Annotated in this window: 17 protein-coding genes; 7 read left to right on the forward strand and 10 right to left on the reverse strand. The window is 62.8% G+C overall.

Annotated elements, in window-relative coordinates; all coding sequences use genetic code 11:
* Window positions 1–21: 21 nt before the first annotated feature.
* Both ACTIGF_RS05790 and mmcB read right to left on the reverse strand, forming a co-directional pair.
* A complete protein-coding gene (locus tag ACTIGF_RS05790; RefSeq protein WP_439635962.1) occupies window positions 22–2,028 on the reverse strand; it encodes a DUF3857 domain-containing protein in 2,007 nt (668 codons plus the stop codon).
* 127 nt (window positions 2,029–2,155) lie between these two features.
* Window positions 2,156–2,611 carry a DNA repair putative endonuclease MmcB gene (mmcB, locus tag ACTIGF_RS05795; protein ID WP_439635963.1) on the reverse strand — a complete coding sequence of 152 codons (456 nt, stop codon included), beginning with the start codon at window positions 2,609–2,611 and terminating at the stop codon, window positions 2,156–2,158.
* An 83-nt stretch (window positions 2,612–2,694) separates the two neighbouring features.
* On the opposite strand from mmcB, the gene ACTIGF_RS05800 reads away from it, so the two are divergent.
* The 5 genes from ACTIGF_RS05800 to ACTIGF_RS05820 all read left to right on the forward strand — a co-directional run bounded on the left by ACTIGF_RS05800 (window position 2,695) and on the right by ACTIGF_RS05820 (window position 6,292).
* On the forward strand, window positions 2,695–3,111 hold the full coding sequence (locus tag ACTIGF_RS05800) for a metallopeptidase family protein (RefSeq protein ID WP_439635964.1): 417 nt from the start codon (window positions 2,695–2,697) through the stop codon (window positions 3,109–3,111).
* Between the two features lie 22 nt (window positions 3,112–3,133).
* Window positions 3,134–3,982, forward strand: a complete 849-nt coding sequence (locus ACTIGF_RS05805) for an EamA family transporter (protein WP_439635965.1) — start codon at window positions 3,134–3,136, stop codon at window positions 3,980–3,982.
* 77 nt (window positions 3,983–4,059) lie between these two features.
* Entirely contained in the window at window positions 4,060–4,749 is a 690-nt protein-coding gene (locus ACTIGF_RS05810; protein WP_439635966.1) for an inner membrane-spanning protein YciB, read from the forward strand.
* Window positions 4,750–4,862: 113 nt separating this feature from the next.
* Entirely contained in the window at window positions 4,863–5,516 is a 654-nt protein-coding gene (locus tag ACTIGF_RS05815) for a hypothetical protein (RefSeq protein WP_160092814.1), read from the forward strand.
* A gap of 59 nt (window positions 5,517–5,575) precedes the next feature.
* A complete protein-coding gene (locus ACTIGF_RS05820; protein ID WP_439635967.1) occupies window positions 5,576–6,292 on the forward strand; it encodes a DUF1223 domain-containing protein in 717 nt (238 codons plus the stop codon).
* A gap of 3 nt (window positions 6,293–6,295) precedes the next feature.
* On the opposite strand, the gene ACTIGF_RS05825 is transcribed toward ACTIGF_RS05820, so the two are convergent.
* From ACTIGF_RS05825 to ACTIGF_RS05845, 5 genes are all read right to left on the reverse strand, one after another.
* Window positions 6,296–6,856: a DUF1579 family protein gene (locus ACTIGF_RS05825; protein WP_439635968.1), complete on the reverse strand. Its 561-nt coding sequence runs from the start codon at window positions 6,854–6,856 to the stop codon at window positions 6,296–6,298.
* A 70-nt stretch (window positions 6,857–6,926) separates the two neighbouring features.
* A complete protein-coding gene (locus ACTIGF_RS05830) occupies window positions 6,927–7,958 on the reverse strand; it encodes a DUF4340 domain-containing protein (RefSeq protein ID WP_439635969.1) in 1,032 nt (343 codons plus the stop codon).
* On the reverse strand, window positions 7,955–9,802 hold the full coding sequence (locus ACTIGF_RS05835) for a Gldg family protein (protein WP_439635970.1): 1,848 nt from the start codon (window positions 9,800–9,802) through the stop codon (window positions 7,955–7,957). The genes ACTIGF_RS05830 and ACTIGF_RS05835 overlap by 4 nt, the downstream gene beginning before the upstream one ends.
* Entirely contained in the window at window positions 9,799–10,539 is a 741-nt protein-coding gene (locus ACTIGF_RS05840; protein ID WP_022700730.1) for an ABC transporter permease, read from the reverse strand. Before ACTIGF_RS05840 ends, ACTIGF_RS05835 begins: the two co-directional genes overlap by 4 nt.
* Complete coding sequence (locus ACTIGF_RS05845; protein WP_439635971.1) at window positions 10,536–11,288, reverse strand: ABC transporter ATP-binding protein; 753 nt, start codon at window positions 11,286–11,288, stop codon at window positions 10,536–10,538. The genes ACTIGF_RS05840 and ACTIGF_RS05845 overlap by 4 nt, the downstream gene beginning before the upstream one ends.
* 330 nt (window positions 11,289–11,618) lie before the next feature.
* Between ACTIGF_RS05845 and ACTIGF_RS05850 the strand changes: the two genes are divergently transcribed.
* A complete protein-coding gene (locus tag ACTIGF_RS05850; RefSeq protein WP_439635972.1) occupies window positions 11,619–11,972 on the forward strand; it encodes a DUF2794 domain-containing protein in 354 nt (117 codons plus the stop codon).
* A 58-nt stretch (window positions 11,973–12,030) separates the two neighbouring features.
* Here the strand turns inward: ACTIGF_RS05850 and ACTIGF_RS05855 are convergent, their stop codons facing one another.
* Complete coding sequence (locus tag ACTIGF_RS05855; RefSeq protein WP_439635973.1) at window positions 12,031–12,792, reverse strand: Bax inhibitor-1/YccA family protein; 762 nt, start codon at window positions 12,790–12,792, stop codon at window positions 12,031–12,033.
* 154 nt (window positions 12,793–12,946) lie between these two features.
* Here ACTIGF_RS05855 and thpR point away from each other — a divergent pair, with 154 nt between their 5' ends.
* Window positions 12,947–13,534, forward strand: a complete 588-nt coding sequence (gene thpR / locus ACTIGF_RS05860; RefSeq protein WP_439635974.1) for an RNA 2',3'-cyclic phosphodiesterase — start codon at window positions 12,947–12,949, stop codon at window positions 13,532–13,534.
* Between the two features lie 87 nt (window positions 13,535–13,621).
* On the opposite strand, the gene recF is transcribed toward thpR, so the two are convergent.
* On the reverse strand, window positions 13,622–14,788 hold the full coding sequence (gene recF / locus ACTIGF_RS05865) for a DNA replication/repair protein RecF (protein WP_439635975.1): 1,167 nt from the start codon (window positions 14,786–14,788) through the stop codon (window positions 13,622–13,624).
* Window positions 14,785–15,903: a DNA polymerase III subunit beta gene (dnaN, locus tag ACTIGF_RS05870; protein WP_430430974.1), complete on the reverse strand. Its 1,119-nt coding sequence runs from the start codon at window positions 15,901–15,903 to the stop codon at window positions 14,785–14,787. Before dnaN ends, recF begins: the two co-directional genes overlap by 4 nt.
* Window positions 15,904–16,025 lie beyond the last annotated feature (122 nt).

The raw sequence follows: 16,025 nt of genomic DNA on the forward strand, positions 1-16,025 counted from the left end.
CCTGTCTCTGGCGCGCTCGTCCTAGATCCAGGACATGTCTGTATACAGCTCATAAGAGATGAGGGAGGGGATCACCCCCGCATCCTCCATCAACTCTGGCGTGACCACCACCCATTTGGTCTTGAAGCTCTGCCGCCAATCCAGCGTCAGCACATTGTCTGCATATCGAACAGAACGACTGGCCTGAAACGCCTCATTGTCGACCCCGGTGTCTTCATCCGCGAACGACCAGACATGGGAAGGTCCGGGTAAATGGACTTCGACCGAATGACTCATCGTCATCGGAAAGGGCAGGGCCGCATCCGTTTCCAACTCCATCAGAAACTGGCCCACCGACATCAGGGCGTCAGTTCTCAGAACCCTGGCGTGAGTCCCGCTTGAATCCGCCTTGCCAAAAAACCTGTCGGCGGTGAGCTCCATGCTGACCCGGATCGAGTTGTCCTGTTCGTTGTCATAATAACTGATATGACTGATCTCAATTCCTTCAAACCTTTGATAGGATTGCAGGAAAAACTCCTCCCGATCGGATTCCGAACCGCTCTCAAAGGCAGCCCTGACAAGGCCTGCAAAATCCCCGCGATACTCAATCTGCGCATCAATCACCAGCTCGTCGCCCGGCCCTTGGGGCAGGTAGAAGCGCTGACGTATATCGGTCCAGGGCTCGCCCGCCACGCGGGCAGGCATGTCGACCAGCCCTTCGTCGTTCTCGTCAAGAACCAACGCGAAGTCATAATCAGGTTGCGCGCGATATTGCATCATGCCGCGTTGCAGACTGAGGGTCGGGTCCACCCAATAGGCGCGTTCCCGCCAGATCACGCGTACGACGACATGATCAAACGCCTGCGGCGTCGCGACCAGCTCATCCAGATCCCGCCCGTCCACGCTGTTGACGAACGCTATATGCGCCTCGATCCCCAGCGCCTTGAGCAACTGAACCAGCAACAGTGACTTCGCCTTGCAGTCGCCCGAGCGCGTACGCAGCGTCTGCTCCGGACTGGCAGGCGTATAGCCCTGCTCGCCCAGGGAAATGGCGAAATAACTCACATGGTCCTGGACAAACTGGATCGCCCGCACCAGCTGCAATTCCGGATCATCGGTGGAGCTCCGGATACGATCCGCCACCTCGCGAACCGCCGCTGAGGGGCGCCCTGCATCATAAAGCGCCTCGCCCCAGCGTTTGACGACCATCCAGTCCTCGAACTCGCTGATCAACCAGCCCGCCGTGTGCTGGAAACGGTTATACCGATCAAGGTCGGCATTTGCGGTCACGGACTGTTCGGGCAGGATAAAGCTCTGATACCCGTCTTCCTGAACGGTCAGGGGTTCAGGCCCGTCGCCCATCACCTGCAACCGCGCGCCTTGCGGCGCCAGCACCCGGAGGTGCGCCTTTGGGCTGTCCACATAGTACTGGGCGCGGACGAACTCGCTCACGCGGCCTTGCATGCTGGGATGCCCGCCCACGACCGACCAGCTCATATCCAGCGTATCGCCAGCCTGCATGTTCGGTATGCGCACCAGAGCGCGCTCCAATCCGGTGACGACACCTTGATTGAGCTGATCCTCAGCCTGGATACGGTCAATGAACAAATCCTGGCGGCGGTCCTCACGCACGCCGTCGCGGATGACGGTCACCTCGTGCAGCACGACGCTCTGATAATCGGGAAAATACTCAATCAGCCGGGTCGAAAGCGCCTCCGCCGCCTGTCGGTTGGCCACATCCATGACCGTGCGCACATAGCGCACAGGCGTGTCGCCGCGCAGATCTGTCTGCTGGTCGATCAGACGCGCAAAAACACCCCCAGGCGCATTGCCCAGAGCGATCCGGTCATACGGTTCGGGTTCTATGGGGGCGAGAAAGTCCGGGGCCGGCGCAAACTCAACCTCCCCGACGGACACGCTCGGCGTCGACGGGCCTGCCGATCCGCTGTCTGAAGGCGGCAGCGACAAAAGCCCCGTCGCCGCCAGTCCGCCTATGACCAGCACTGCAACCAAGACCACGATATTGAAATAGCGTACGAAAGCGCGCATCGCTTACCCCCTCACAGCGATGACGCGACCCCTCGCGGCATCTCTCCCCGTCTCTACCGTAAAAAGGGAAGTCAGTAGCGTCTAGCGCGAGGACTGGCGAAAGAGCGATTATTCTCGAGAGGCTGGCTCAAATCGCCCGCAGCGCGCGCTCAGCGGCGTTGCGTGCGAATTTCAGGGTCAACGCCTTGCGCCGGGCGGGGGCGAGCTTGGCGACCGGGCTTTCACGCACCACCGCGCCGCCAAATCCATCCGCGATGATCAGGCCCGTCTGTTCGGGCAGCATCTCGGCGGGAAACCGGTCCGACACCGCGAAATAGAACCGGTCGCACCAGGCGAAATAATCGGGCCATTTCTCATCGGTGCGAAAATCCTGCACGCCGGATTTTACTTCGACGATCACCATCTCGCCCTTGGGGCCGAGCCCGGCGAGATCGGCGCGGCGCCCGCACGGCAAAGTGAACTCTGCGATGGCGGTGATGCCCAGATCCAGCAGCAATCGCGCCGTGCCGCGCATCAGAAGGCGCGCATCGTCGATTGCGGGATTGCTGGCGCGGGCGGTGGGGATGGGATCTGAAACAGCCATAGGCGCATTTTGTTCAACTTATGTTCCGATGACAAGCCCTGCGGCCACTGGCGACCCGCCGCCTACACTCCTATTTGACATCCATGTTCAAACCCACCGACCTCGCTCGCCTCACCGCCCCTGATGAAACCCTCTTCCTGGAGATCGCCCAGAGCGCCTGGGACGGCCTGCCCGCACAGTTTCGCGCTTTATGCGGCAATGTGGTGATCCAGACGCCGGATTTTGCCGACGCGGCGACGCTGTCGCATTTCAAGATGGAGAGCCCGTATGAGCTGACCGGGCTCTATCACGGGGTGGATCTGACCCAGAAATCCGTGCTCGATCCTGCGGGCGGACCCGATTACGTCTTTCTCTATCGCCTGCCGATCCTGCTGGAATGGTGTGAGCGGGGGAATGTGACCCTGTCCGAGATCATCTCTCATGTTCTGGTGCATGAGATCGGTCATCATTTCGGCCTGTCCGATGATGACATGCACGCCATAGAGGACGCTGCAGACTGATTTGAGTATGAGCTGAGGGGTAATGGAGACGATCCCGCCCCTCGCCGCACTCGCTGCGCTCGTATCCGCCATGGCCCATGCGGGCATGGCGCTGTTCACCAAGCAAGCTGACGACACGCTCACCTTCCGGGCGGTCTCGATGGTGTTTTCTGCGCTCTGGCTCAGCCCGGTCCTGTTTCTGTTCCCGGTTCCGGGCTGGGAGGTCTGGCGGTTCCTGCTGCTGGGCGCAGGCCTCATCTGGGCGTTCAACATGCTGATGATCGCCGCCTTTCAGCGCGGGTCGATGAATCTGGTCTATCCGGTCATGCGCGGCGCCGCGCCCGCCATCGCCGGCCTGTTCGCGTTTTTCATCCTGGGCGAGCCCCTGAGCCCGCTGGCGATATTGGGCCTGTCGGTCGCCTCCGCCGCCATCATCGCTTTCGCCTGGCCCGAAAAAGGCGGCGCGCCCAAGGCGGCTGCGCTGGGCTTTGCGCTCTCGGCTGCCGTGATGACGGCGAGCTATACGGTCAATGACGCCTCGGGCGTGCGCGCGGCAGGGTCCGCGCTCATCTACGCGGCCTGGTTCTTTGTCCTCAGCGCCCTGTCGCTGGGCCTGACCGCCTGGGTGCGGCGCGGCGATCAAGTGTTGAGCGTCGCGCGCGCCGAGCTGCGACGCGGTTTTTTCGCGTCCTTTTTCAACATCACCACCTACGGCCTCGCGCTGTACGCCTACGCCAACGCCCCGGTCGCCCCGATGGCGGCGCTGCGGGAGACATCTGTGGTGTTCGGCGCCATCGTGGCGGCGGTGATCCTGAAAGAGCCATTGGGACGGCGACGCATCGTGCTGGCGGGCGTTCTGGCGCTCGGGCTCGCCGCCATTCAGCTGGGTTAAGTCGATCCGACTTTCGCTGACCGTCGTATTAGGGCAGTAAGAGAGTTCCACCCTCGCCATTGCGGACACAGAGTTTCATGTCAGACGCCACGCCCGACACCACCTCCAGCAAGACCATCGGCCAAGGCTCCAAGCTTCTGGTGGATGTGGGGCCCGCCGCGATCTTCATGATCACCTATAATGTGGCCAAACGCCTCGCCGAGGATCAGGCGATCTACTGGGCGACCGGCATTTTCATGCTCGCGACGGCGGCCGCCGTGGTCTACGCCGTGATCACGCAAAAGCGCTTCCCGCCCATGCTGGCGGTGACCTTCGTCATCGTGACGCTGTTCGGCGGCATGACGATCTATCTGCAAGACCCGATCTTCATCTTCATCAAGCCCACCATCATCAATCTGATCTTCTGCTTTGCGATCCTGTTCAGCTTCGCGCTCGGCTTTAACGTCTGGAAGCGCCTGTTCGGCTCGATCTATTCCATGCCCGAGCACGCCTGGGTCATGCTGGGCATTCGCTGGGCGCTGTTCTTCGCCTTCCTCGCTTTGCTGAACGAAGTGATGTGGCGGCATATCGTGGACGCAGACGTGCCTGAAACCATGCGCTGGTTTGCGGGGCTTGAGCTGACCGAAGGCTTCTGGGTCAATTTCCGCTTCTTCGGCACCTTCCCGCTCTTCTTCCTGTTCGTGCTCGCCAATGTGCCCATGACGCTGAAATACGCCAAGGCGGCCGACGAGGACGGCGACAGCGAAGCTGAACAGCAGGACGCCTGAGACGGGTTTCGCTTGTCGCGATTCCCCATCCGCAATAGCCTTGATGGGTGAGACGCTTACGCCAGAGAATCCAGCGGAGAAACACCGCCGCCTTTCAAAGCCCGGTCAGCTGGATGCTGCTCGCGACCTTGCTCGGCTTAGGCATTGTCTGGCGCTTGATTGAGCTGTTTGTGATTACGCAGCTCAGTTGCGGCGAAACCTTGCGATTCTGGCAAGGAGAAGCGCCACTGGGGCCAACCCTACTGGGCGTATTCGCCGTCGCCTTCACCGCCATGTTTTGCCTGTGGGTGATTGATCTCACCCGGGTCCGTCATCGACGCCCGGCCATTTGGGCGACCACGGTTCAGGCTTTTCTGTTTGTCGCTATTCTGACCGTTCTGACCACCTGGTCGAGCTTCATCAACACGTACTCGGTCTTCAAGCCGATCAGCGATACTTTGCGATACAGCTTCCATGTGATCCGGATCGCGAACGTTTCAGAGGTCCTCTTATTTGAAGCCAATCCGGGATATGAGTATTGGTCTACCAAACGGATATGGGAGAGAGAGCTTGGTCCGCTTGTTATGGGCCGCCATTCATTTAAAGACTGCTCTTGCATGAGCCTGTCACAGCAGCGCACGCGCGAAGAACTGATGTGGCTCGCCTATGATGTTCAGCAGGGCGCTCTCACCCACGAAGAGGCCAATCAGATCCGGCGCGACACGCCCAAGCCCATAGAGCCTGAATGGTGCGAGGCGACGCTGGATCTGGCCCGAACCGTTTATTGAAACAGGCCATAACGGCCCTGTGATTATCACCTGAGCGGGATATGGGGTAGTAAGCATTTATGCTGACCTGGTTCTCCGTTCTGGCCCTTCTGTTTCAGGCCCATTCCACCCCGCCTCAACCGGCGACGAATGCATCCGTGCGCGAGACGCCGGACGCGGTGATCGTGGTGGAGCTGTTCACTTCGCAAGGCTGTCCGCTCTGCCCCGCCGCCAACCAGCTGCTGGCGGATTTCGGCGCGCGCGAGGACGTGATCGCCCTGGCCTGGGGGGTGAATTACTGGGACGCTTATGGCTGGGCGGACCAGTTCGCCATGCCGGAGTTTGTTGATCGTCAGAAGGCCTATGTGGAGGCCGGCGAGGCCATGCGGGTCTACACCCCGCACTTCGTCATCAATGGCGCGCCCGAACAACTGCGCTTTGATCCCGCGCGCATCACCGCGGCGCTGGAAGACAGCGCGCCCCGGCCCACAGCGCACATCCGCGAAAGCGAAGACGGCGCATACAGCCTGTCCCTTGAGGGCGCGCGCGCGACGCCGGCCGAAATCTGGCTGGTGCAATACACGCCGGGCATTGAAGAGCGTCAGATCGAAAGCGGCCGCAACGCCGGTCTGCGCATGACGCATTTCAACATGGTGCGCTCGGTTGAAAAGCTGGCGGACTGGACCGGCGGAGACGCGGCCTATGTGTTGCCCGACCCCGCGGACGATCTGGACGCCGTGGTGCTCGTGCAGGACGGCCCGGGCGGCCGCATCCTCACCGCCGCCCGGCTGCCCTGACGCCTAGTTGGCGGGAGCGTAGGTCTGGTCGAAATAGAGCGTCCAGCTCTCGCCGCGATCCGCGCTCATATAAATGTCGAACTCATGCCCGTCCGCGTGGGTGAAGTCATAGACCAGCTTGAAGTGCAGCTGTCCGCCCTCAATCGGATAGGACGTGTCGGGTCGCAGATTGGTGGCGACCAATCGGCCCGCATCGTCAAAATCGCCCTCATAGATATCCAATAGCCCATAGGCGTCATCCATGACGCTCAGGCGATAGAGCGAACGATAGGGATCATAGCTGAACAGGGTGCGCAGATGTGTGGCTTCCTCGGCGCCCAGATCAATATGGGCGTTCTCCTCCAGGCCGCGATCATTGAACACGAACCGGGTCCGGGCTTCGCCTGGATCAAGCGCCTGCATGCCATCCGGGCCCATGACCTGTCCGGTCACCACCCACTCGCCGGCCAAAGGCGCAAGCCGCGCCATGGCCTCGATCTGACGGTCAGAGACGCCATCCTGCGCCTGCGCGCTCGCGCTGAGCACGCACAAGGCGGCCCCCAACAGACTGTATTTGAACCCCATAACGCCCTCCCAACCTTTTTTCCAGCCTTCACTGTGGCGCAGGCCGTAAGCGGTCAAAAGTTAATAGGGGTTAATTCGTGGGCTCGGCCACCTGATCAAGGCCGCGGGTCAGACGCTCATAGGCGTCTTCGCTGACCAGAAACGCCCAGCCCTCGACCTGCGCATTGAAATGATCGGCGCGCGGGGCGGCATCATCGGCGAGGGCCGCCAGCTCGATGGTCACCCAGCGCTCATCCCCCTCGGCGAAGAACAGCATTTCATAGGCGAGACCCGAAAACGTCACCGCGGCATGGCGCGAGACATAGGCGCCCACCAGTTCCTGATCGGGTTTGACGTCGCGAAAGCGCAATTGCGCGCCCGCCGTCGCCACGCCATTGGCGGCCCCGGCGGTCACCAGACGCCAGCCTGAAGGCTCGCGCAGCTCGTAATAGCGCTGCGCCTCGCCGGCTCGCATCACCCGCCAGCTCGGGCCGAACTCAGGCTGGATCTCGGCGCGCGCAATCGCTGACGCCTCATGGTTCCAGAACTCAAGCCCCATCCAGCGCCCCGGATCGCCCAACAGCGCCGGGTCAATCACCGGGCCGGACGCCGCATAGGCGCGCGCGCCGCCGGGTCGCCGCACGTATACGCCGTTTGAGCTGCGCAAGCGCCCGGTGATCAGATCGGCGATCAAACCCCCTTCAGCGTCAGTCACGGAAATCCGTACGCCAGCGCCCCCCGCCTGCGGATCGCCCAGCCCCAGCCTGTCAAACTTGTCCGCGTCGCGGGTCATGGCTTCAGTAAAGCTCAGGCCTTGCAGCATCGCGTCCAGCTCAGCGATGCGTTCGGCGCGGACGGGATAGTCGCCCCGGCTCGCCATCACCCAGGCAGCGCCGCGCTTTTCCATCACGAAATTGGCGCCCGCGGTTTCAATCTGGATACGCGCCGCCGCGCTCGCCTGCTCGGGCCAGCCCTCAACCACCGGGCCGGACACGTCCGGCGCTTGCCCGATACGGGCGTCGCGCCAGACCACAATCCCGCCCAGCCCCAGCAAGGACAGCGCCAGCGCCAGCGCGATCAGGGCCTGCACGCCGCGGCGTTTATGGGGGGTGTGCAGGCTCATGCGCGACGCCTCCTGCGCACAAGCGCCGCAATGACGCCAAACACCAGAACGACCAACGGCGGCAGCCACAAGGTCCACAGCAAGAGCCGGTTCTCCAGCGCGTCAATCTCCACCCGGAACCCACGCTCGATCTCACGCAGGCGTTCGCGAGCGTCCAGGATTTGCGTGCGCAGGGCGTCCGCCTCGGCGGCGTCATCACTGCCTGCGCCGCCCAGCGCCGAAGCCCGCCCCAGACGGGTCAGCTCATCCAGCCGGCCTTCCGCCTCGTTCAGCTCGGCTTGAAGCGTGTCCTGAAGCGTCAGATAGCGCGCTTCCGCCGCGGTGCGCAGGGCGTCCACCCGCGTCATGGGGCGATCCGAGCGTGAGCGAGACCGCAGCGAGACCAGGGCGCGGTCGCCCGCCAGCCGGTCCACAAGATTAAGCACCAAGGCCAGATTGTCCGCCACCACCTGTTCGCCCTGCACCGGATCAGCGCGCAGGAAGAAGGCGGGATCAAACAGGTCCACATCCGCCAGCACGATCACTTCGCCCGGCCCCGTGCTTTCATCAAGATGCGCACGGTTGAGCGGCGCGCCGTCTTCTGCGGGAGGGCCATCGGGGAAGGCGGTCGCCAAAACCCCGTCCAGCAGCAAGCCGAGCGACAGGGGGGCGTCAGGATCCGCCTCAAAACCGCGCATCAGCTCTTCCGGCGAGGGGCTGGACGCGGCGATATCCGCATCCAGACGCGCCGCCTGGGCGCTGGTGGAGAGAAGCGGCGTCACGCTCAGCCCGGCCTGATCGTCAAAGCCAAGCACGCCGGGCGCGCCCAGATTGACCGAGCGCGACAAGCCCGCAAGGCTCGGCAAGGTCTGGTTCAGCCCCGAAGGCGGGACCGAGAACCATAGCGGATAGGCGCGCATGCGCGTGCGACCGCCTTCAATGATCTGCACAGGCAGGCCGGTTTCAGCGTCCATGGCCACAGCGTTGCGGTCATAAATCACGCCCCAGCTGGCGAACAGGCGACCCAGATCGCTGGCCCGTTGAGCGTTGAGCGGCGGCAGTCCGTCAGGCCCCGGCTTCAGCGCCAGATGCGCCATGGGATCAACCGCCACCAGCGCCCGGCCGCGCGCCAGGATGAATTGATCGAGCAGATAAAGCTGGGTCTCGCTCATCAAGGGCGGATGAATCACCAGCACGGCGTCAGCGTCTTCGGGAATGGCGTCAAATTCAGGCTCAAGCCAGCTCAGCTGATAGGTTGCGCCCAGCTCGTCAATGATGCGGTTGCCGCTGCGACCCTCACGGTTCGGCGCAAAGGGAAGATCGGAAATGATCGCCAGATGGGGCGTGCGCGCGCGCTCCAACTCGGCGATCAGGCGCACGATCTCATATTCCAACCGCGCTTCGTCCTGAGGATCAAAGAAGGCGATGATGCGCGCATCATCCACCGCGTTGCGGCCCACCAACCCGAAAAAGATCTGACCGCCGCCTTCGACCGGAACCGGCTGCAAGCCGGACGCGATGGCGGCGTCTTCAGCCGGTGAGAAGGGCGCGGGATCAATCTCTTCCAGGCGCAGGGCTCCGCCCGAGCGCGCCGCGAGCGTGCGCAACAGCTCGCGCACCCGCGCGCCATAGGCCCGCACTTCGGGATAGCCCGCGGCGTCCGCGCGCGAATAGTAAAAATCAAGGCTCATCGGCTCGTCCAGCCGATCCAGAACGTCCTGCGTCCCCTCTGAAAGCTGATAGAGGCCGCGTTCAGTCAGATCGATGCGGGCGCCGTCCAGCAGAATGCGAGAGGCCATGTTCAACCCGGCGAAGCCCAGGATCAGGCTGAAGATCATGACCCAGAGAAAGCGTGTGCGGTTCATCGCCCGCCTCCCCGGCGCGCATCAATCAGCGCCATGGCGAGCCCGAGCCCGAGGCCCATCAGGGAGAGAAAGTAGAGGATGTCCGCCAGGCTGATCACGCCCCGTCGCAAGCTGTCAAACCGTGCGAGCGCGGACAGATCCGCCAACGCTTCGGCGACCGCCCCCGGCAGATGCGCGGACAGGGCGTCCAGCACGAAGGGCGCGCCCGAAACCGTCACCAGAAAGCACGCTCCCGCGCCCAGAACAAAAGCAATCACCTGGTTGGGCGTGGAGGCGGAAAGGGCCTGTCCCAGCGCCAGATACCCGCCCGCCAGCAAGAGCGCGCCCAGATAGGCGGTGGCGATGGCGGCGTTATCGGGACTGCCGAGATAATTCATCGCTCCCCACATGGGGAAGGTCAGGATCAGGGCCAGACAGGCGACGCTGAGCGCGGCGAGAAACTTGCCCAGCACCATTTCATAAAGCGCGATCGGGCTGGCCAGCAGCACTTCGAGCGTGCCCCGGTCACGTTCTTCCGCCCAGGCGCGCATGGCGAGCGCGGGCATCAACACCAGCAACAGCCAGGGCATGTAGTCAAAAAGCGGGCTGAGATCGGCGCGGCCGGTGTCAAACAAGCGTCCCACCCGCCAGGCGAAGGCGGGGGCCGCGAAGGCGAAGACCGACAAGAAGACGTAGGCGAGGGGCGTCTCGAAATACGCCGCCACTTCACGCCGGTAGACCGCAATCAGACCCGTCATGAACGCGGCTCCGCGACATCGCTGATCACAGGGTCGGCGAGGGGGCGTGTGAGCACGCGGAAGGCGCTTTCCAGGCTACCGCCCGCCATGCGTGCGACTTCAGCGGGCGTTCCGTCCATCTTGATGCGGCCATCGGCGATCACCACGGCGCGTGAACACATCGCCTCCACTTCATCAAGCAGGTGTGTGGAGATCAGAATGGCCTTCTTGGGCGCCATTTCAGTGATCAGGGCGCGCACGCCGTCCTTCTGGTTGGGGTCGAGCCCATCGGTGGGTTCGTCAAGGATCAGCACCGGCGGATCATGAGCGATGGCCGCCGCCAGAGCGGCGCGGCGCTTATAGCCCTTGGACAAGGCGCCGATGGGTTTGTCCGCCATGTCCCCGAGCCGGGCCCGGTCCAGCGCAACCCGGGTCGCTTCATCCAGATTTGCGCCCGAATATCCGCGCGCCCTCAGACCGAAGCGGACAAAGCCGCGCGCCGTCATGGACGGATACGCTGGCGCGCCTTCAGGCAGATAACCCAGATGGGTCTGCGCGGTGCGGCGATTGAGATGGCAGTCGTAATCGGCGATCAGCGCCTGACCGGAATCAGGCTCCAGGCAGCCCGCCAGCATGCGCATGGTTGTGGATTTGCCGGCGCCGTTAGGGCCCAGGAACGCAACCACCTCGCCGCGCTCGACCTGAAACGACACCTCGTCCACGGCCAGATGGCCGGCAAAGCGTTTGATCAGGCGATCGGCGCGGATCATGGGCGAAGCATCATCCCGGAGGCAGCGGAAAAGAACGCATCAGGAGTAGCTTACCTCAACGCCTGACACCAGTGTTCTACAAGGCTCCCATGACCAAAGCCTGAAGATTTCCGGGTTGAGACTGAGACGGGAAAGGTGTCGACCGACGCAAGCCTCCAGACCCGGGGGGCTGGGGGGGCTGTGAATCCAGATCAGGTGGCTTTGTGTGCGCCAGCCGACAGCTTTAAAGTGCTGACGGGGTTAGGCTGCGCAAGGACGAAAATGAGGCGAGATTGCGGCGCACTGTGAAAACTTCGTAAGGTCCGGACTCAAGGGTAATTCAGAGCAGACATGGCATTAACTCCCCTTCCCACGCCCCGCCCCCGCGATGACCGGGTGATGTTTCATCGCATCGAACTCGACCAGATCCTGAGGGTTTACGGCATGATGGTGGCGGGCGGCGAATGGCGCGACTATGCGATCGACGGGCTGAAGGATCGCGCCGAATTCTCCATTTTCCGCAACGCCGCTGAAGTCCCGATCTACCGGATCGTGAAAACCCCCGCGGACGCCCGCAAACAAGGCGCCTGGAAGGTCGTGGCGCCGGGCGGCGCCATCCTCAAACGCGGCCATGAGCTGACCAGCGTGCTCAAGGTGTTCGACAACCAGCTCAAAAAGCTCAGCTGGAGCGGCTCCTCACACTGATACAAAAAACCCCGGAGCGACGCTCCGGGGTTTTTCTTCGTCAGATGAGCAGGTCCGCTTATTCGCGGTTGCCCAGGATCATCAGCACGATCTGGAACATGTTGATGAAGGCGATGTAGAGGTTCAGAGCGCCGTAATAGGTCAGAACGCTCAAGGAGCGCTGATCGCCGCGCGCTTCCACATAGGTCAGCTTCAGCGACTGGGTCTGCCAGGCGACCACGCCAGCCATCAGGCCGAGAATGGCGAACTGGATGATCCACTGCAGGAACGAGCTTTCCATGAAGAACACGTTCAGCAGCGAGATCAGCACCACACCGATGATCGCCATCACCAGGAAGCTGCCGATCGGCTGCAGGTTCGTCTTGGTCGTGTAGCCATAGAGCGAGAGGCCGAAAAAGGCCGCCGCCGTGATGAAGAACGCCTGCGCGATCGTGCCGAAGGTGATGTTGATCGAACCGGTCAGCGTTTCCGCCGTCATGCCCGAGGTCGCCATCAGCACCCAAACGCCGAGGCCCGTACCGATCAGGGCGACCACCGCCCAGTACAGCACGGCCGCGCCCAGGGGCGAGGGGTTTTTCATGAAGAACATGGAGCCGAACAGCAACGCGATCGGACCGAACTGCACGACAAGGCGCAGCGGCGAATTGAACACGAGCGCGGTCACAGGATCCACCGTGCCCGCCACGTAAGCGAGGACTGCGGACAGGACCAGGCCGAGGCCCATCTTGTTGTAAACGCCCAGCATGAAGCTGCGCAGGCCGGCATCCACAGAGGTGTCGAGCGTCTGTGCGCCGTAAGCAGGGTGCGAGAACTGGTTCATGATGTCCTTCTCAACCAGAGATGTCTGCGCGCGCTCTTGCGCGCTGTGTGATGTGAATATCGGAGTTTTGCGCTCGGGTTTCAAGAGAAACCGGACACGGAGATGCGCCAATACCCCTTATTCTTAAAGGGATTTCATCCCTGATGCAGGGCGCATGCTTGACGAATCCGGCTCGGCCATGCCCCCTGCGCCCATGTCGCTTCGCATCTTCGCCGCCCTGCCCCTGTCTGACACTGTGCTTGACCAGGCCTGCGCCGAGATGACCGGCGTGCCCGGGGCCAATTGGCGGCCACGCGAAAACCTGCACATCACCCTCGCCTATTATGGCGAGCTGGAAGAGCCCATCATCGAGGAGCTCGATCTGGCTCTCGGCAAGATCAAGCTGGCGCCGTTCGAGTTGCGTTTGCAGGGCGCAGGCCGGTTTGGCGGCGGCGATCCCAGCGCCCTCTGGCTGGGGGTTGAACCCAATCCCGCCCTGACCGATCTCGCCCGGCGCTGCCGAAAAGCGGCTCTGTCGCTCGGGATCAAGATGGAGACGCGCGCCTATCTGCCCCATATGACCCTCGCTTATCTGAACAAGGATGTTGAGCTGAGCCGCATTCAGCGCTTTGAGCAGAGGCTGGGTCTGTTCAAATCCGAGCCCTTCACGGTGGACCGTTTCCATTTGTATTCAAGCTGGGCGCGCAAACCCCATACGCCCAATCTCTACCGGATCGAGACTGAATACCCGCTGATCGCATAGCAGCGTCCATGCGTTTGACGAACTGAGTCCAAACGGCCGGCCATCAGCTCAGGCGTTCTCTTTTGACCACTATGCTTCAATGACAAGTCAGTCCACGCGCGCCGCATGCCCATCCGACACTTCAATCGCCTGAACGCCCTGCCCGAAGGCGGAGAAGAGCGAGCGCTCCACCCCGGTCATGAAAGCCTGCACCCCAAGATCCAGCACGGTTTCCGCCAGGCCTTCGCGGCGCGAGGCGTCCAGATGCGCGCAGGCTTCGTCAAAAATCAGCACCGGGCCCCGCCCGGACAGCCTGCGGATCGCCGCGGCTTGCGCCAGGGCCAGACCCAGCACCATGGATTTTTGTTCGCCGGTCGAGCAATCAGCCGCGGGCTGATCCTTGGCGCGATGGCGCGCGTCCAGCTCGGTGCGGTGCGGACCGGTCAGCGCCCGGCCCGCCGCGCTGTCGCGCGGCCGCACCCGAGCCAACTCAGCCATGAACCAGTCTTCGGCCTCACCCGCCTTCATGCCCTCAGCCAAGTGCGCCTCAACTGCGCCGTCGAGCGCCAGATCCGCTTTCGGGAACTGGCTTTCAGGCCGGGTGTCGATCTCGTCCTGAAGTCGCGCCAAAGCGTCCAGACGCGCCGCCGCCAACGCCACGCCGGAGGCCGCCATCTCCGCTTCCAGCGCATTCAGCCAGTCAGGATCCGCCCGGCCGCCCTCAGCCATGCGATCCAGAAGACGCTGACGCTCCTTCATGGATTTCTCATAGGCGCTCGCCGAGCTGGCATGGTCCGGCGCCGCCGCGAGCACCAGACGATCAAAAAACCGCAAGCGATCTGACCGCGCCCCGGCCCAGAGCCGGTCTTCGCGCGGGGTCAGCCACAACATCGGGATCAGGCGCGCCAGCTCGGTTTGGGTGGCCGCGGCGCCGTCAAGCCTGGTCCGGCGGCGGCTCGGCTGGTTCGGGTCGGCGCCTGTGGCCAGGCTGACCGGGCCTTCAGGCGTGATCGCCTCGGCATAGACCGCCCAGAGCGGATCAACGCCCTCAGCCGTGCGGCGGCGCACGGCGTCAGCGCCAGCAGCGCGCAGACCGCGTCCCGGTCCCAGAAACGAGACAGCTTCTACAAGATTGGTCTTGCCGGACCCGTTCTCGCCAAACAGGGCGACCGGGCGCGCATCCAGCGTCAGATCAAGCCGGGCGTAATTGCGAAATCCGGTGAGCTTGAGCCGCGTGACGGCAGGCCCACCGGAATCAGAGCCGCTTAAGGTCACACCCGCAGCGGCATCAGCACATATTCCGCATCTGCATCGCCTGAATCAGTGACGCGGGTCGGTGAGCCGGAATCAGCCAGTTCGAAGATCACTTCATCGCCTTCGATCTGACTGGCCACGTCGAGCAGATAGCGAGCGTTGAAACCGATGGTCATCTCATCAGAACTGTAATCGGCCACCAGTTCTTCGTTGGCGGCGCCGCTTTCAGGGTTGTTCACCGTCAGCGTGACCTGACCCGGCGCGAGCGAGAGCTTCACAGACCGCGATTTTTCCTGGCTGATCGTCGCTACGCGATCCACGGCCTGGGCGAAAGGCGCCCGGTCGATGCGCATGATCTTGTCATTGCCGCGCGGGATCACACGCTCATAATCAGGGAAGGTGCCGTCGATCAGCTTTGAGGTCAGCACCGCTGCGCCCAGCTGGAACCGGATTTTGCCGTCAGACACCGACACATCCACATCACCGTCGAGGTCTTCAAGCAGACGGCGCAATTCCTGGATCGGCTTGCGCGGCACGATCACGGCGGGCATGCCCGCTGCGCCGTCCGGCAGATCGGTTTCCGCCAGCGCCAGACGGTGGCCGTCCGTGGCGACAGCACGCAGGGTCTTGCGGCCGTCACGCTCGGCGGCGTGCAAATGGATGCCGTTGAGATAATAACGCGTCTCTTCGGTGGAGATGGCGAAGCGCGTCTTGTCGATCAGACGGGCGATCTCGCTGGCCGGCGCGGTGAAGCTGACCGCCAGATCCTCGCTCGGCATCACCGGGAAGTCGCCCGGCGGCAGGATCGGCAGGTTGAAGCGCGACCGTCCCGCTGACAGCAGGATGCGCGGATCATCGCCGCCAAGCTCCAGGGTCACCTGACTGCCCTCAGGCAATTTGCGGGCGATCTCGTACAGCGTGTGCGCCGGCGCAGTGATCAGGCCTTCCCGCTCCACCTGCGCTTCTGCTTCCTCCACGATCTCCATATCGAGATCCGTGGCGGTGAACCGTGCAAACCCGTCAGACGCGTTGATCAGAACGTTGGACAGGATCGGAATGGTGTTGCGGCGCTCAACGACGGCCTGAACATGGCCGAGGGCCTTGAGCAGGATCGCGCGCTCGATGGTGAGCTTCATATGTCGCCTCGAACAGAAAATTCAAAAGACATGGCGAGAATCGCCTGATTTGGGTGCAGCACAATAGCCTAAAAAAAACGACCGCAAGAAGGGGTCTTGCGGTCGTTTTTTCAATTGAACTG

The sequence above is a fragment of the Oceanicaulis sp. genome (genome assembly GCF_051859625.1).
In the GTDB taxonomy this organism is placed as follows: Bacteria; Pseudomonadota; Alphaproteobacteria; order Caulobacterales; family Maricaulaceae; genus Oceanicaulis.